Annotated in this window: 7 protein-coding genes; 2 read left to right on the plus strand and 5 right to left on the minus strand. The window is 63.5% G+C overall.

Annotation, left to right across the window (positions count from 1 at the left end):
- Positions 1-7: 7 nt before the first annotated feature.
- Positions 8-2746, minus strand: a complete 2739-nt coding sequence (locus GTP46_RS19900) for a bifunctional diguanylate cyclase/phosphodiesterase (RefSeq protein ID WP_161008368.1) — start codon at positions 2744-2746, stop codon at positions 8-10.
- Between the two features lie 96 nt (positions 2747-2842).
- Positions 2843-6553: an ATP-binding protein gene (locus GTP46_RS19905; protein ID WP_161008369.1), complete on the minus strand. Its 3711-nt coding sequence runs from the start codon at positions 6551-6553 to the stop codon at positions 2843-2845.
- Between the two features lie 77 nt (positions 6554-6630).
- On the opposite strand from GTP46_RS19905, the gene GTP46_RS19910 reads away from it, so the two are divergent.
- Positions 6631-11013 carry a DEAD/DEAH box helicase gene (locus GTP46_RS19910; RefSeq protein ID WP_161008370.1) on the plus strand — a complete coding sequence of 1461 codons (4383 nt, stop codon included), beginning with the start codon at positions 6631-6633 and terminating at the stop codon, positions 11011-11013.
- Between the two features lie 57 nt (positions 11014-11070).
- Positions 11071-13056 carry an AsmA family protein gene (locus GTP46_RS19915; RefSeq protein ID WP_161008371.1) on the plus strand — a complete coding sequence of 662 codons (1986 nt, stop codon included), beginning with the start codon at positions 11071-11073 and terminating at the stop codon, positions 13054-13056.
- Here GTP46_RS19915 and GTP46_RS19920 read toward each other — a convergent pair.
- From GTP46_RS19920 to GTP46_RS19930, 3 genes are read right to left on the minus strand one after another with little or no spacing between them, the layout of a single operon-like run.
- Positions 13053-14387 (minus strand): sigma-54-dependent transcriptional regulator, encoded by a 1335-nt coding sequence (locus tag GTP46_RS19920; protein ID WP_161008372.1) that lies wholly within the window; start codon positions 14385-14387, stop codon positions 13053-13055. The genes GTP46_RS19915 and GTP46_RS19920 overlap by 4 nt on opposite strands.
- Entirely contained in the window at positions 14384-16204 is a 1821-nt protein-coding gene (locus GTP46_RS19925; protein ID WP_161008373.1) for a sensor histidine kinase, read from the minus strand. Before GTP46_RS19925 ends, GTP46_RS19920 begins: the two co-directional genes overlap by 4 nt.
- A 34-nt stretch (positions 16205-16238) precedes the next feature.
- Entirely contained in the window at positions 16239-17234 is a 996-nt protein-coding gene (locus tag GTP46_RS19930; protein ID WP_161008374.1) for a porin, read from the minus strand.
- Positions 17235-17243 lie beyond the last annotated feature (9 nt).

Below are 17243 nucleotides of genomic sequence, written 5' to 3' on the forward strand. Positions count from 1 at the left end.
ATGCTCCTTATATCGACATGTCCAGCATAGCGGCGCGCTGCCTTGAAGAAGGAGTACAGTCCATAACGCCGTCGGGGAGTACAGCCAGTTCAAGCTCCGTCACCGGCGTCGCGCGGCCAAACAAAAATCCCTGAAAAGCGTTGCAGCCAAAGGCTTCCAGCGCCTTCCACTGCTCGCTGGTCTCCACACCCTCCGCCACCACGGCGAGGTCCATGCTGTACGCCAGCGTGATGATGGCGCGCACAATGCTGGACGCGTGGCGCGTGTGCAGCATGTCGTGCACGAACGAACGGTCGATCTTCAATTGATCGATAGGCAGCAGCTTCAAATAGCTCAGCGAGGAATAGCCGGTGCCGAAATCGTCCAGCGCAAAGCCCACGCCGTGGGCTTTCAAGGTTGTCATCTTTGCGATCACGTCATCCATATCGGTGAGCAGCATGCTCTCGGTCAGCTCCAGCTTGAGCAGGCGCGGATCGGCGCCTGTGCGTTCCAGCACGGCCAGCACTTGATCGACAAACACCGGCTGCCGAAACTGGCGGGCGCTGACGTTGACGGCCATGCCAAGGTGCGCGTTGTCGCTGTTGCCGGCCCACTGCGCCAACTGGCAGCAAGCCGCATCCAGCACCCATTCGCCCAGTTCCACGATCAGGCCAGACTTCTCGGCCTGTGGGATAAAGTCACCCGGCGGGATCAAGCCGCGCTGCGGATGCTGCCAACGCAGCAACGCCTCCACGCCGGTGATGCTGCCGCTGTGATCGACCACAGGCTGGTAGTACAGCCGTAGTTCGTCGCGCTGCAAGGCGAAACGCAGGTCTGCCTCCAGCGTGGCGGAAGCGTCCAGCGCCACTTGCATGTGCGGATCGAAGAAACGGAACGTCGCGCGGCCGGCGGCTTTGGCTTCGTACATCGCCATATCGGCCTGCCGCAGCAGATCGTTGATGGTGTGGTGCTCAGCGCCGAACAGCACCACGCCGATGCTTGGAGTGCTGCGCAGTTCATGCGCTTCCAGCGTGTAGCAACGGCTCAGGGAATCGAGCACCTTGCCAGCGACTGCGGCGGCGTTGCCCATGGCTTGCTGCTGGTCGTCGCCCAGGTCTTCCAGCAAGATGACAAATTCATCACCGCCGAGGCGCGCCACGGTGTCGGTTTCGCGCGTGACTTCTGTGAGGCGGAACGCCACCATCTCCAGCAGGCGATCGCCCATGTCATGGCCCATGGTGTCGTTGAGTGATTTGAAGTTATCAAGATCGACAAACAGCACCGCACCGTGATTGCCGCCGCGCGCCGCCTTGGCGATGGCATGATGCAGGCGATCCAGCAGCAGGCGGCGATTCGGCAGATTGGTCAAGCCGTCGTAGAACGCGAGATGGGCGATTTCGGCTTCGGCCAGCTTGCGCGCGCTGATGTCCATGCGCGTGCCCAGCATGCGCATCGGTGTCCCGTCGGCGCTGCGCTCCACCACCCTACCCCGGCTCTGTACCCAGATCCAGTGGCCGGCGCGATGCCGCATGCGGTACTCGGCCTCGAAGGAACGCGAGTTGTCGGCAAGGTGGGCGGCCAGCGCCGCCTCAATGGCTGGAATGTCCTCGTCTTTGACCGAGGTGCGCCAGTCGATGGCGCCGGAATTAAGTTCATCGCGCGTGTAGCCCAGCATGGCGGCGGCGCGTCCGTCTACCGTACGCACGTCTTCCACCATATGCCACTCCCATAAGCCCAGGTTGGCGCCGTTCAGCGCCAGTTCCACTTTTTCCGCTGCAACCGCTTGCTCGTTGGCGCGCACTTCGGCCAGGTCTTCCAGCATGCCACGGCGGCGCTGCACCAGCGCCAGCGTGCCGCTGGAGGTCAGGCCGAACATCAGCCACGCCACGCCGCAGGTCCACGCCATGCTATGCCAGCCGACCGCCATCAAGGCCTGGTTGCGGCCCAGACTGACCACCAGCGTCTTGTCCAGTCCCAGTCCACGCAGCAGCATGGTGCGTTGGACCACCAGCCGTTGTTCACCGTTGGCAGCCAGACCATCCAGCACTGTCTCGCTGTGGCGACTGCGTTGATGGCGCACGAAGAATGGATCGGGAACGGCGCTGGTATTGCGCATGGCGGCGGGATCTGCCGGCACGAACAGGATGCGGCGGCCACTGTCTTCGGTAATGGCGCTGTTCATGTCCGGCGCATACAGGGCCGAACGCATGACCGCGTCAAAGTATTCGGGGTTGAGGATGGCGCTGACGGCACCATCGTTGGCACCGTTCGCGCCGATTACCGCCATCGATAATTTGATGTTAAAGACGCCGGGCGTATTTTCGTAGGGCTGCGACAGATACATGGTGTCCGGGTCGCGCATACGCTCGACGCGGCTGGTGTAATCGTGATCGTCAAGGCGGCGGTCACGCAGGTCATCGTCAGAAAGCACGATATCGCCTTTGCGGTCCAACACCAGCAAGGCGCGCACGCCGGGCATGGCACGCTTGAGCGATTGCAGCAAGGTACGGCGGCACTCGGCGCCGCAAGCGCTGGCGCCGTGCAGTGTGGCGCGCATGCTATCCAAGGCGCTGCGTACGCCTTCCAGCTGGTGGCTCAGGTTTTCGTCGATGATGAGCGTCTGCAAGCGCATGCGCTCAATATTGGACGCCATGATCAGGCTACGTTCATTCCAGACGAAATAAACGATCAGCAAACCGCTGAGGGCCAGCACAAAACCCAGCATCAGCCATTCGGCCGTCATTTTTTTGTAGTGTTGGATGAACATATGCCCTCCCGGTTTGACTAGTCGTCAATATAATTTCCGGAAGCGCTAAACGAAATTGCACCTTGGTATACCAACCTATACCAAGGTTTAAGATCTCTACAGCAAAGCAATCAGGCGGGTCAAATCAATAGGCTTAGTCAGGTGCTGTTCAAAACCGGCTGCCATGGCTTGCTGGCGGTCGGCATCCTGTCCATAGCCTGTCACAGCGAACAGACGCATGGACTGTGCGCCATCCAACTCGCGCAAGCGCATTGCCAGCTCATAGCCGTCCATGCCCGGCAGGCCGATATCGAGCAGGCCTACATCGGGACGAAACTGCGGCGCCAGCATCAGCGCCTCAGGTGCGCTAAACACCACCCTGACCTTGTACCCAAGCAGTTCCAGGCCGTCGCCCAGTGCGCGGGCGGCGTCCTCGTTATCGTCCACCACCATGATCGCCAGGCCACCCGGCGCCGCCTCGTAAGGTTCCTGGGGCGCCACGCTCACCGAGTGATGTGCGGACTGCTGCAGCAACGGCATGCGCACGATAAAGGTGCTGCCACAGCCGATGCCACCGCTGCGCGCCTCGACGCTGCCGCCATGGAGCTCCATCATGCTGCGCACGATTGCCAGGCCAAGCCCCAGCCCTCCCTGCGAACGGCTCAAGGCCTGGCGCTCCTGCGTAAAGCGCTCAAAGACTGGTTTCAGCATCTCGGCCGAAATGCCGATGCCGTTGTCTTCCACCTCCACCACCACGTGCCCGCCATCGCGCCGTGCGCGCACGGCAAGCTGCCCGCCCGGCTCCGTGTACTTGGCGGCGTTGGTCAACAGATTGGATAGCACCTGCGCGAAGCGCACCGGATCGGCCAGCACGGTCAGGCCGGATGGCGCGACATCCAGCGCCAGTTGATGCCGCCGCTGGGCGATCAACGGGCTGGCAGTTTCAATCGCGCGCGTGACCACTTCGGCCATTTCCACCGCTTTGCGCTGCAACTGCACCTTGCCTTCGGCCACCCTCGATACGTCGAGCAGATCGTCCACCAGCGCCACCAGGTGCTTGGTCTGGCGCTCAATGACGGCGCGCTCTTTCAGCGCGGAGTCGCTGCCGCGCAAGCGCATCAGCTGCAAGGCGGTGACGATGGGCGCCAGCGGATTACGTAACTCGTGGCCCAGCATCGCCAGGAATTCATCCTTGGCACGATTGGCCGATTCCGCCGCGCGCTTGGCCGTAGCCAGCTCCGTCACGTCAAATGCCACCACCGCCACGCCATACGGTTTGCCGGCATCGCCAAACAAAGGCTGGTACACGAAGTCAAACCAGCACTCGCTCGGCGCCTGATCCGGCTGACGGCACATGAGCAGATGTACCGACCGGCCGACAAACGGCTGGCCGGTCGCCAGCACACCATCCAGCAATTCGTAGATGCCCTGCGACGCCAGCTCCGGGAACGCCTGGCGTATGGTCTGCCCAAGCAGGATACGCGGGCCGACCAGCTGTTGATAATAGTCGTTGGCCAGTTCAAACACGTGGTCCGGTCCATTCAGGATGGCGATGGCCACCGGCGCCTGGCTGAACACACTGCGCAAGCGGCGCGCCGCCACGCCTTCCACCACCCGCATGCGCTGGCGCAGCCGCAGTACCTCGATGCGCGCTGCCAGTTCTCGGCCGGAAAACGGCTTGACCAGGTAATCATCGGCGCCGGCCTGCAGGCCTTCAAGCCGCGCTTCCTCGCCGGCGCGCGCCGACAGCAGCATGAACGGAATGTCGCGCGTGGCCGGATGCGCGCGCAATGCCGCCAGCAAGCCAAAGCCGTCCAGCTGCGGCATCATCACGTCCGACAAGATCAGGTCTGGCGGATGACGCTCCACGATGGCCAGCGCTTCGACGCCATTGGTGCAGACCTCCACCTGCCATTGCGGCTGCAATAGCCGTTGCAGGTAGTCGCGCATGTCGGCGTTATCGTCGACCACCAGCAGGCGGCCACGGAGCGCGCTCGCCGCAGCTGCGCCGGCATCCGCCTCATCGCCGGTGAGCGGCACCCCGCGCGGCTGCGTCCAGCTTTCCGCTTCCGCGACATACGCTGCCACCGTTGAGGTGTGCGACGCCGGCGTGCCTAGCTGCGATTGCGGCAAGTGCGCAGATCCCAGCGGGATGGTAACGCGGAACACCGTGCCTTCCCCGACGACACTCTCGACACCAATCCGACCGCCATGCAGCACCACCAGATCGTGCACCAGCGCCAGGCCGATGCCGGAACCCTCGTGGGTCCGCGAGCGCGCGCCCTCGACCCGGTGAAACCGTTCAAACAGCTTAGGCAACTGCTCTGGCGGAATGCCGGTGCCGGTATCCGCTACCTCCAGCCGCAGTTGTCCTTCAGCGATCTGCTGGCGCACCTTGATCTCGCCTTCAAACGTAAACTTGAACGCGTTCGACATCAGATTCAGCACAATCTTTTCCCACATCACCGGATCGACATACACCTGCGCCTCCAGCGCCGGACAGTCCACCGCCAGCCGTATGCCGGCGCCTTCAATCGCCGAGCGGAAGCTGCTGGCCAGATCCGCCGTCAATCCCGCCAGGTCGATAGCGGCAAAGCAAGCCTGCGCCCGCCCGGCCTGCACGCGCGAGAACTCCAGCAGCGTATTAACCAGTTTTTGCAGCCGCAACGCATTGCGCTGCATGAGCTGCAAGCGCTCGTGCTGCACCGGCGGCAATGGTGCGCGTTCGTCCTGCAGCGCATCGTTGACGGGCCCCAGCAACAGCGTTAGCGGCGTGCGGAATTCGTGACTGATATTGCTAAAGAATTGGGTCTTGGCCTGATCCAGTTCCGCCAGCATGTCGGCACGCAGGCGCTCGTCCTCGGCGGCGCGCGCCTGCCGGATGGCGTTGGCGGTTTGCGTAGCGATCAATTCGAGGAAGCCACGATAGTCCTCGTCCAGCCGCCGCGCCGCGCTGACGCCCAGCACCAGCGCGCCGGTCGCCGTCCCCGGCGCGGAATCCAGCAAAGGCAGCACCAGCGCCTGGCGCAATGGCTGCTGCGCCAAACCGGGCGGCAGGCCGCGCACCGGGGCGCTATCCAATGCCACGACGCGTGGCACGGCGTCGGCGATCACCGCGTCTATCGCAAACAGTGCGCGCGCATCCTCAATATCCGGGTGAGTGGCTTGCAGCAGTTGCGCCGGATTGGCGTCACTGGCCAGATACAACTGCGCAAACGGCAGGTCGTTGGGATTCTCGCTAACGACAGATAGCGCCATCGTGCAGGCGCCTTGTACGGTTTTTTCCTGCAGCGTCCTGCTACTCATATCCGACACGGTGTGCAGCCGGCGCGCGTTCAGGTGGCGGCTGGTGACATCAAGGTTGGCGCAAAACAGGCCAGCCACGTTGCCCGATTCGTCGCGTACCGGGCTATAGGAAAAGGCGTAAAAGCGCTCCTCCAGAAAATCGCCACGGTTCATGAACAGGCGCACGTCGTCGGCCATGGTGGCCTCGCCATAAGCGAATACACGTTCGGCCAGCGGGCCGCAGATATCCCATATCTCAGCCCACACTTCGCCAGCCGGCCGCCCCAGCGCCCATGGGTGCTTGGCCAGACTGAGGACGTTGATGTAAGCGTCGTTGTACAAAAACGTCACTTGCTGGCTCCAGCCCATCCACATCGGCTGCGGCGAGTTAAGCATCAAGCTGATGACGGTCTTTAAACTGTGCGGCCACATAGCGATGGGCCCCAGCGGCGTGCTGGCCCAGTCATGCGCCCAGATACGCGCGCCCATCTCGCCGGGCGCAGTCAGAAACCGTGGAATATCGTGCGGCGCAGAGAGGGACATGACAAGTTTGCTTCATGATTTACAATGTTTCCAAGCTTATCATGCTTGCTAACAATTTCACGTTTGATTGATACCCTATGAATGACGCCTTGCATGCTGGCGATCCGTATCACTTCCACCCTGCGGTGGCGGCGTGGTTTGATGCGGCCTTCCCCGGCGCGACAGAGGCACAGCGGCGCTCCTGGCCGTTGATCCAGTCCGGCCACACCACGCTGATCGCTGCACCGACCGGCTCCGGCAAGACCCTGACCGCCTTCCTCGCCGCCATCGATGCGCTGGTGACAGAGAGCGGCAGTACGCCACTGCCGGATGAAACGCGAGTGCTGTACGTGTCGCCGTTAAAGGCGCTGTCCAACGACATACGCGTCAATCTGCTGGCGCCATTGGAAGGCATAGGCCACGCACTCGAAGAAATGGGCCTGCCGCCGCATGGCATCCGCACCGCTGTGCGCACCGGCGATACCACGCAGGCAGAGCGCAACGCCATGCGCAAGCGCGCGCCGCACATCCTGGTCTCGACGCCGGAATCGCTGTATGTGCTGCTAGGGTCGGACAGCGGCCGCGCCATGCTGTCCAGCGTGCGCACGGTGATCGTCGACGAAATCCACGCGGTGGCGGGCGGCAAACGTGGCAGCCATCTGGCGTTGAGTCTGGAACGGTTGGATGCTCTGTGCGCACAGCCGCCAGTGCGGGTCGGCTTGTCTGCCACGCAGAAGCCCATATCGGCGGTGGCACAGTTCCTCGCCGGGACCGGGCGTCCATGTGCGGTGGTGGATGTGGGCCATGTGCGGGCGCGTGATTTGAATCTCGAACTGCCGCCGGTGCCGCTGGAAGCGGTAATGCCGAACGATGTATGGGACCGCGTCTACGACCGGCTGGCCGAATTGACCGTCATGCACCGCACCACCCTGGTCTTCGTCAACACCAGGCGCATGGCCGAACGCATGGCGCGCCATCTGGCGGATCGTTTGGGCGAGGAACACGTAGCAGCGCACCATGGCAGCCTGGCCAAGGAATACCGGCTGGATGCCGAGCAGCGCCTCAAGCGCGGCGAGTTGCAGGTGCTGATCGCTACCGCGTCGCTGGAACTGGGCATCGATATCGGCGACGTGGATCTGGTATGCCAGATTGGCTCACCGCGCAGCATTGCGGCTTTCCTTCAGCGCGTAGGCCGCTCCGGCCACCAGGTTGGCGGCTTGCCCAAGGGACGTTTATTCCCTACTTCGCGCGATGACTTGATTGAATGCACGGCGCTGCTGGACTGCGTGCGCCGCGACGAACTGGATGCACTCCACATTCCGCCCGCACCGCTGGACGTGCTGGCGCAGCAAATCGTTGCGGAAGTGGCGTGCCGTGAGTGGAGCGAAGAAGGCTTGTACACCATGCTGCGGCAAGCATCGCCTTACGCACAGCTGGAACGCAAGCAGTACGACGACGTGCTGCACATGCTGACCGATGGCTACACCAGCCGCCAGGGTATGCGCGGCTCCTACCTGCATCGCGACACGGTCAGCGGCACGCTGCGCGGACGGCGCGGCGGCAAGATGACGGCAGTGATGTCCGGCGGGACCATACCGGATAACGCCGATTACACGGTGATACTGGAACCACAAGGCCACAACATCGGCACGGTGCACGAGGATTTTGCGGTGGAGAGCCTGGCGGGCGACGTCTTTCAGCTTGGGAATACCTCGTATCGTATCCAGCGCGTGGAAGCGGGCAAGGTGCGCGTTGAGGATGCACACGGCGCGGCGCCGAATATCCCGTTCTGGCTGGGCGAAGCACCGGGCCGCAGCGATGAATTGTCGCAAGGCGTGGCGCGCTTGCGCGGCGAGATGGACCGCTTGCTGGCATCTGCGGAGGGCGAGGCCGGGATTGAGGCGGCGGTCGATTGGCTGGTCCAGCATCTGGGCTTGCAGGATGCGGCGGCGCGGCAGATTGTCGACTATCTGGCGCGGTCGCGTACCGCGCTGGGTGCGCTGCCGACGCGCGATACGCTGGTGATGGAGCGCTTCTTCGATGAATCGGGCGGCATGCAGCTGGTGGTGCATGCGCCGTTCGGCAGCCGCGTGAACCGGGCGTGGGGACTGGCGCTGCGCAAGCGCTTCTGCCGCACCTTCAATTTTGAGCTGCAGGCGGCGGCGACGGAGGATGCGATTGTGCTGTCGCTGTCGCTGTCGGACAGCCATAGTTTTCCGCTGGACGAAGTGTGGCGCTATTTGAAGTCGAATACGGCGGAGCATGTGCTGGTGCAGGCTTTGCTCGACGCGCCGCTGTTCAATGTGCGGTGGCGCTGGAATGCGACCGTGGCGCTGGCCTTGCCGCGCTTTGCCGGCGGGCGCAAGGTCGCGCCGCAGCTACAACGCATGAAGAGTGATGATTTGCTGGCCGCAGTGTTCCCGGACCAGGCGGCGTGCCTGGAGAATATCGTCGGGGAGCGCGAGCTGCCGAGCCATCCGCTGGTGGACCAGACGCTGGATGATTGCCTGCATGAGGCGATGGACAGCGAGGGCTGGCTGGCGCTGTTGCGGCGCATGGAGGCTGGCGAAGTGCGTTTGCTGGCGCGCGATTTGCCAACGCCCTCGCCGCTGGCGATGGAGATCCTGAATGCACGGCCGTATGCGTTCCTGGATGATGCGCCGCTGGAGGAACGGCGCACGCAGGCTGTCATCAACCGACGCTGGACCGATCCGGCGTCCACCGACGATATGGGCGCGCTGGATGTAGGCGCGATTGCAGCGGTGGCGGCCGAGGCGTGGCCTGTTGTTCGCAGCAGCGATGAGATGCACGAGGCGCTGATGTCGCTGGCTGTCATCACGCCACTCGAAGTGGCGCGCGAAGACGGCTGGCAGGAATGGATAGACGGCCTTGCCGCCGGCGGCCGCGCCATGCGCCTGCGTGACGCACGCTGTGGAGCCGACCTGTGGGTGGCCCGCGAACGCCTCCCCTGCGTCCAAGCCGCCTGGCCCGGTGCGGAGCCATTGACGGCTGCGGATGAAGAATGGACGCAGGATGCAGCGCTGGTGGAGGTTTTGCGGGCGCGCTTGAGTGGCTACGGGCCGCAGACGGTGGCAGCGATTGCGGAGCCGTTGGCGTTGAGCGCGTCCAGCGTCGCCATCGCGCTGGCGCAACTGGAGAGCGAAGGTTATGTGATGCGCGGCCGCTTCACGCCCGGCGCGACAACGGAAGAATGGTGCGAACGCCACCTGCTGGCGCGCATTCATCGCTACACCATCAAGAGCCTGCGGCGCGAGATCGAGCCGGTCGGACGGCAGGACTTCATGCGCTTCCTGTTCGAGTGGCAGCATCTGGCGCAGGACGCGCAGCTGCAAGGGATCGACGCCCTGCCCGAGATTCTGGCGCAGCTGGAAGGCTACGAAGCCGCCGCCGGCGCCTGGGAAAGCGAGTTGCTGGCACTGCGCCTGCGCGACTACTCCGCCCTGTGGCTGGACGATTTGTGCCGCGCCGGGAAAATCGTCTGGACGCGCGTCGGTGCGCCGGCCAGCGCGGCGGGTGGTCCGGTGCGCAGCACGCCACTGGTGCTGCTGCCGCGCCGCCAGTTGGCGTTGTGGCACGCGCTGCCCGCCGTTGCCGCCGAAGTGGAAATCTCGCCGCGCGCCGCGCGCGTGCTGGACGCGCTGCGCCGCGACGGCGCCATGTTCTTCGACGAGCTGTCACACGACGCTCGCCTGCTGCCGGTGGAACTGGAGAACACCCTCGGCGAACTGGTGGCCACAGGCCTGGTCAACGCCGACAGCTACGCCGGCCTGCGCGCCATGCTGATCCCAGCTAACAAGCGCGCCAGCAACGACAAGCGCCGCCGCCGGGGCGCCGGCCCGACGATGGAAGAAGCCGGCCGCTGGGCGCTGGTCCGCCGCAGCGATAGCGTAACCATCACCGTCCGCCCGATCGAAACTGCTCTAGCGCCAGCTGCGGCAGACGCGATTCGCGGCGTGGTGGTGGCCGGGCGCGCCACCGCCAGCGGACGCAAGCCGCGCACCGATCCCGCAACGCTGGAACACATCGCCATGACGCTGTTGCGCCGCTACGGCGTGATGTCCTGGAGGCTGCTGGAGCGCGAGGCGGCGTGGCTGCCCAACTGGCGCGAGCTGCTGCCGGTCTACCACCGCCTCGAAGCACGCGGAGAAATTCGCGGTGGCCGCTTCGTCTCCGGCATCTCGGGCGAACAATTCGCCCTGCCCGAAGCCATCCCGCTGCTGCGCGAAATGCGCCGCCGGCCGCACGATGGCAGCTACGTCTGCATCTCAGCCGTCGATCCGCTCAACCTTTGCGGCACCCTGCTGGCCGGCGACAAAGTCCCGGCACTGGCCGGCAACCGCATACTATTCCATGACGGCGTTCCGATTGCCACACAGGTCGCCGGCAAATTCCACTATCCTCCCGGCGCGGAAAATCGCGAACTGCTGCACGCCCACCTGCTCGGCAAGCCGCCCGTTTAACCCTACCGTGGCATACCGCACATAAGATCAACCGCGTGCGGCGTAGCATGGGCAATCATGAAAAGATCACGCCCACTGAACATCGCGCTTGGCCTGCTCGCCACACTATTATTGCTACTGGCGGCACTCGTCGTATTCGCGCTGACCTTCGACTGGAACCGCGCCCGCCCGTGGATTAACCACCGCGTTTCCGACTCCATCGGCCGCGAATTCGCCATCAACGGCGACCTGCGCGTGCGATGGGAACAAGGTGATGACGCCGGATGGCGGCGCTACGTCCCTCGTGCACGCATCAGCGCCAATGATGTCAGCATCGCCAATCCAGCATGGAGCACCAGCGGCCCGCAACTCGTCAACGTCGGCAGCATCGTCGTGGCGATTCATACGCTACCGCTGCTGCACAAGGAAGTCGCCATCACCGACCTCGCCGTCGACAAAGTCAATCTCGCCGCCCAGCGCCGCGCTGACGGCAGCAACACCTGGACCTTCAAGGACAACGGCCCGGCAACATGGAGCGTCGACATCCAGCGCCTGACACTGGGCGAAGGCAAGCTGCGCTACCTCGACGACACCATCAAACTCGATCTGCGCGCCGACGCCAGCGGTATCAACGAAGGTGCGGACGCCCAGCAGTACGGCCTGCGTTTTGACCTCAGCGGCAGCTACCGCAACGCCCCGGTTACCGGCGGCGGCAAAGTCGGCAAAGTGCTGTCCCTGCGCGACGCCCACGCTAACTTCCCAGTACAAGCCGCCGCCAATCTCGGTAAAAACAAAATCGCCATCGAGGGCATGATCACCGATCCACGCGCTCCAGCCGGCCTCGATCTCAAACTGTCGCTGGGCGGCGCCAGCATGGCCGATCTATATCCGCTGACCGGCGTGCTGCTGCCCGAAACGCCGCCTTACGCCATCACCGGCCATTTGATCGGTAAAAAGTCAGGCGAGGAATGGAACTGGGCCTATAAAAACTTCACCGGCACCGTCGGCGGCAGCGACCTTGAAGGTACGCTGGCCTACACGCCGCGCAAACCGCGCCCGCTATTGGCAGGGTCGATCACGTCACGCCAATTGCGGCTGGAAGACCTCGGCCCCACCATCGGCACGAACACCACCAAGGAAGGCAAAGCACTCCCCGCCGAACAATTCAACACCGCCAAGTGGGACGCGCTGGATGCAGACGTCAAATTCTCTGGAAAAAAACTGATACGCACGCACGACATTCCGCTGCAGGATATCGACACCCACATCCGCATGCACGACAAAGTACTGACCCTCACGCCGCTTAACTTCGGCATGGCTGGAGGCAATGTCACTTCCAATATCAAGCTCGATGGCCGAGAAAAACAAATCGACGCGCAAATCCGCATGGCCGCGCGCCACCTGAAAATCCGCCAGCTGTTCCCTAAACTGGAATCGATGCAGGCCAGCGTGGGTGAAGTCAGCGGCGACGCCGCACTGGCCGGAAAAGGCAACTCCGTTTCCGACATGCTGGCGACATCCAGTGGTGAACTAGGCATGACCATCAGCGAGGGCTCGGTCAGCAAGTTCGTGCTGGAGGCAGCGGGCCTGAACATCGCTAACGTGGTTTTCGTCAAACTATTCGGCGACAAGCAAATCCAGTTGAACTGTCTGGCCGGCGACTTCGTGGTGGAGCGCGGCAAGGCGCAAACGCGCCGCTTCGTGATCGACACGCAGGAAGCCGTCATTAACGTGAGCGGCAATGTTGATCTGGCCAAGGAGACGCTGGACCTGGACGTGCGCCCGCAAACCAAGGGGGTACGCATTATCTCGCTGCGCACACCGCTGTACGCCAAGGGCACTTTCAAGAATCCAGACGTGGGGCCGCAGAAAGGTCCGCTGGCGCTGAAGGCTGGAGCGGCCATCGCACTGGCGACCATCGTCAATCCGGTCGCAGCGATTATCCCGTTGGTTAATCCCGGCAAAGTCGATCCGGTGGACTGCGCTGCTGTGCTGGCGGAAGCGACGCAAACGCGCACGCAAGCCAGGACGCAGCCTGCGCCAAAACCGGCGACTAAGCGTTAGGCCTTGTAGCCATCAGCAATCAGGCCGTACTTTTGCAGCTTGTAGTACAGCGTTTGTTTCGGCACGCCCAGGGCCAGGCTCACCGCTGTTACACTGCCGCCGGCCTTGCGCAATTCCTGCTCGATGACGGCGCGTTCGAAAGCGCCGACCTGCTCTGCCAGCGGCATCGGCGCCATGCTGCGCTCCGACAGCAAACCATCCGAACCACTCGACAAGCCAAGCACGAAGCGCTCGGCGATGTTGCGCAGTTCGCGGACATTACCCGGCCAGTTGTGCGCCATCAGCGACTGCATCAAGGCGCCCGGCACCGGCGGTGCTTCACGCTTGTAGCGCGCCGCCGCACCGAGCACGAAATGCTCGAATAGCAGAGGGATATCTTCGCGCCGTTCGCGCAACGGCGGCAAATTCAACACGATGAGATTCAGCCGGTAGTACAAATCGCTGCGGAACTTCTGCTGGTCCGACCATTCCTTCAAATCGACCTTGGCGGCGGCGATCACGCGGACATCCACTGGCACCGGGCTGTTGGAGCCGAGGCGCTCGATGTAGCGCTCCTGCAGTACGCGCAGCAGCTTGACCTGCAACGCCATCGGCAGGCTCTCAATCTCGTCAAGAAACAAGGAGCCGCCATCCGCATGCTCAATCTTGCCGATCTGCCGCTTGCCCGCGCCGGTGAAGGAGCCAGATTCATGGCCGAACACCTCACTCTCGAATATAGTCTCCGGAATTGCGCCGCAATTCAGCGCCACGAAATGGCGCTTATGGCGGCGGCTGTACTGGTGCAGGCAGCGCGCCACCATTTCCTTGCCGGTGCCGGTTTCACCGTAGATCAGCACATCGGCTGGTTCGTCGGCCAGATCCAGGATGGTGTGGCGCAAGGCGCGCATCGGCGCGGAGTCGCCCAGCAGCGTGGCCTCGATGCCCTCGCCATGCTCGATGCGATGGCGCAGTGCCGCCACTTCCAGCATCAGGCGGCGCGTTTCCTGTGCGCGCTGGACCACCTCGGCCAACTGCTCCGACGAATAAGGTTTGGCGATAAAGTCATACGCGCCGTTGCGCATAGCCCCCACTGCCATGCTGATATCGCCGTGGCCCGTCACCAGCACCACCGGCAACTGCGCGTCGATGGCCTTGGCGGCGGCCATGAATTCCAGCCCGCTCATGCCGGGCAGGCGCACATCGCTGACCACCACGCCGGCGAAACCGGGCGTAATGCGCGCCAGTACCGGTTCGGCGGAGGCAAACGCCTCCACCTCAAAACCGGCGAGATCCAGCGCCTGCGCGCTGCCTGCGCGTACCGCGGCATCGTCTTCGATCAATAATACTTTCATGCTGTTCCTTGCTGCGCTAGTGGCAATTCAATGATAAACCGGGCGCCCGGCGTAGCGGCTTCAACTCGCAGTTCGCCGCCGAATTCGCGGATGATCTGCTCAGAGATCGCCAGCCCCAGTCCCAGTCCCTTGCCCTGCGGCTTGGTGGTGAAAAACGGTTCGAATAAATGCGCGCGCACGGCTGCCGGCAATCCCGGTCCGCTATCCTGTACGGTGATCACGGCGCGTCCGTTCGCGCTGCCGATGTTGACGCACAGTTCGCGCAACGCGCTATTGGGCATGGCCTCCATTGCATCGAGCGCATTGGCGAACAGGTTGACCAGTACTTGCTCCAGCCGGTTGCTGTCGCACAGCGCGTGCACATCCTGCTCGCGTATCGACATCCGGAACGAAACGCGCTCCTGCTCCATGCGGCGCTCAACCAGAAACAGCGCTGCGCTGATAGCAGCGGCTACCGGCACCGCCGTCAAACTCGCATCGGCCTTGCGTGCGAACTGGCGCAACTGGCCGGTCAACTCGCCCATGCGCGCCACCAGCTGCGAAATGGTGGACAGGTTGCTGCTGGCATCTTCCAACCGTCCGCGCTCGATCAGCACCCGCGCGTTGTCGGACATGGTGCGCAAGGCCGTCAGCGGCTGGTTCAATTCATGCGTGATGCCCGCTGCCATCTGGCCTAGTACCGCCATCTTCCCGGCCTGCACCAGCTCGCGCTGCGCTTGCCGCAGTTTTTCCTCAGCCTTGCACCGCACGCGGATTTCTTCGCTCAGGCTCTGCGTCATCTGCTGCAAGCTGGCGGTGCGTTCGGCCACCATGACCTCCAACTGGCTGTGCGCGCGCCGCCGCTGCCGCGCATACAACACCAGCATCAGCAACAAGGCTTGCAGCAGCAAGGCAAAAGCAAACGTATTGCGGGCACTGGCGCGTGCGCTGCTCAGGTCCGACAGGTAGATAAAGCTCCATAGTCGCGGCGCCAGCGAGCGTTTCTGGCTTAGCACCGGCGCGCGCTCATCCTGCGGCAAGGTGACGATGGATGCCCTGTCGTCCAGCCGCCGCAACTCGCGCAGGCCCAATGGTGACAGTGCATGCAAAAAATACTGGCGCGACGCGTTCAATTCTCGCAGCACTTCCGGTGTGAGCGGCGCCAGCGTGCGGTACTTCCACTCCGGGACGGAGCTGAGCAGCACCACGCCATGCGCATCGGTCAGCAGTACCTGGTCCGCGCCGGGCTCCCAGCCTTTTTCCAGCTGTTCGATATTGACCTTGACGGTGGCCACGCCAAGCATGCGACCCTCGTAAAATATCCCTTTCGCGAAAAAATATCCGGGCTCGCCGCGCGTGGTGCCGACACCGTAAAACATGCCGGGCACGCCGCGCAGGGCATCGCGCACATACGGCCGGAAGGCGACGTTGTCGCCCACAAAACTGTCGGCGGCACGCCAGTTACTGGCCGCCTGCGTTACGCCTTGCAGGTTGACGATGTAGATGGTGGTGGCGCCGGAGCGGCGATTGAGCTGCTCAAGGTAGGTATTGACTTCGTTGCGCAGCGTCCCGTCATCGGGACGCTGCAGCAGCGCGATCACATCCTTGTTCAGCTCCAGCGTCCCTGGCAGGAATTCATACTTGGACAGCAGGTTGTCAAGACTGACCGCGTAGCCGTCCAGCCGTTGCGCACCGGCCTCGCGCAGCTTGGCGGTGGCAGCATCACCGGCCCAACGCCCTGCCAGCCCAGCCAGCGTCAGGGCGACGGCCAGCAGCACCGCGCCCAGCGCCATCCGGCGGGCTCGCCGTGGCGGCGCTGCGCTGTGCGATGTTGCCATAGTCTCCCCTGCGTGTTTTCATCTGTGCTTAGCATTAAAACACATGGCGTACACCTAAGTTAACTCCAGTGGTGCCGGAACCACTGTCCGCCGCCGTACCAACGCGGAACAGCGCACCATTGCTGTTGCGGATATGTCCATACGCTGCATACAGGTCGGTGCGGCGTGACAGCGCGTGGCTGTAGCCGATAGCCGCCTGCCGCGCGTGCTGCTGCGCCGCCGATTTGTCGTGATGGTCGATGAGGGAAAACAGCAGCTTGTCGGTGGCGCTGAATTGGGCCGTCATACCGAGCAAGGCATCACGGCTTTCAATGCCCAGCAGGTCGCGGTTGCGCGCCAGCGCAGTGTGGCCGGTAATGGCGCCGAAGCGGTAGCGTGCTGCCAGCATGGTGTTGTGGCTATGCGCGGTGCCGGCTGGGTTGTCGCGCTGCTGGTGGGCCAGCACCACGGTCAGCGCACCTTGCTCGTAGCTGCCGCTGGCACCGATCGAGCGGCTCTTGCTGCTGTCACCCGCCGTTTCGCCGAAGCCGTACTGCACGTCGGCAGCAAAGCCGGCCACGCGCGGCGTGATGTATTCCACCGTGTTGTCGATGCGGGTGGTGCCGTCGAAGATATTTTGCGTGTTGCCTGCCATGCCAGTGGCAAATGGATCGGCCACGTTGTTCAGCGCCTTGTAGAACGGCGTGTATTGGCGGCCGATGCTGAACGAGCCGGCTTCACCGCTCACGCACAGCAATGCCTGCCGGCCGAACAGCGCGCCGTTTTGCTTGGTCGCGCCGGTGTCGATTGAGTAGCCGTTTTCCAGCACAAAGGTCAACGCCGTACCGCCGCCCAGGTCTTCCCTGCCTTTGAAGCCAAGGCGTGAGCTGGATGCGACACCGCTGCCGATTTTCTGCACTGCGCCGCTATCGCCACCGTGCTCCAGCACCAGGCCTGCGTCGGCCACGCCGTACACGGTCAACGAAGATTGGGCCGGGGCGGCCGGCGATACGACGGCCAGCGCCAATGCACTCATCATATATTTCTGCATTTTTGAGTC

Origin of the sequence: Duganella flavida (genome assembly GCF_009857445.1) — a bacterium.
Taxonomy (GTDB): Bacteria; Pseudomonadota; Gammaproteobacteria; order Burkholderiales; family Burkholderiaceae_D; genus Rugamonas; species Rugamonas flavida.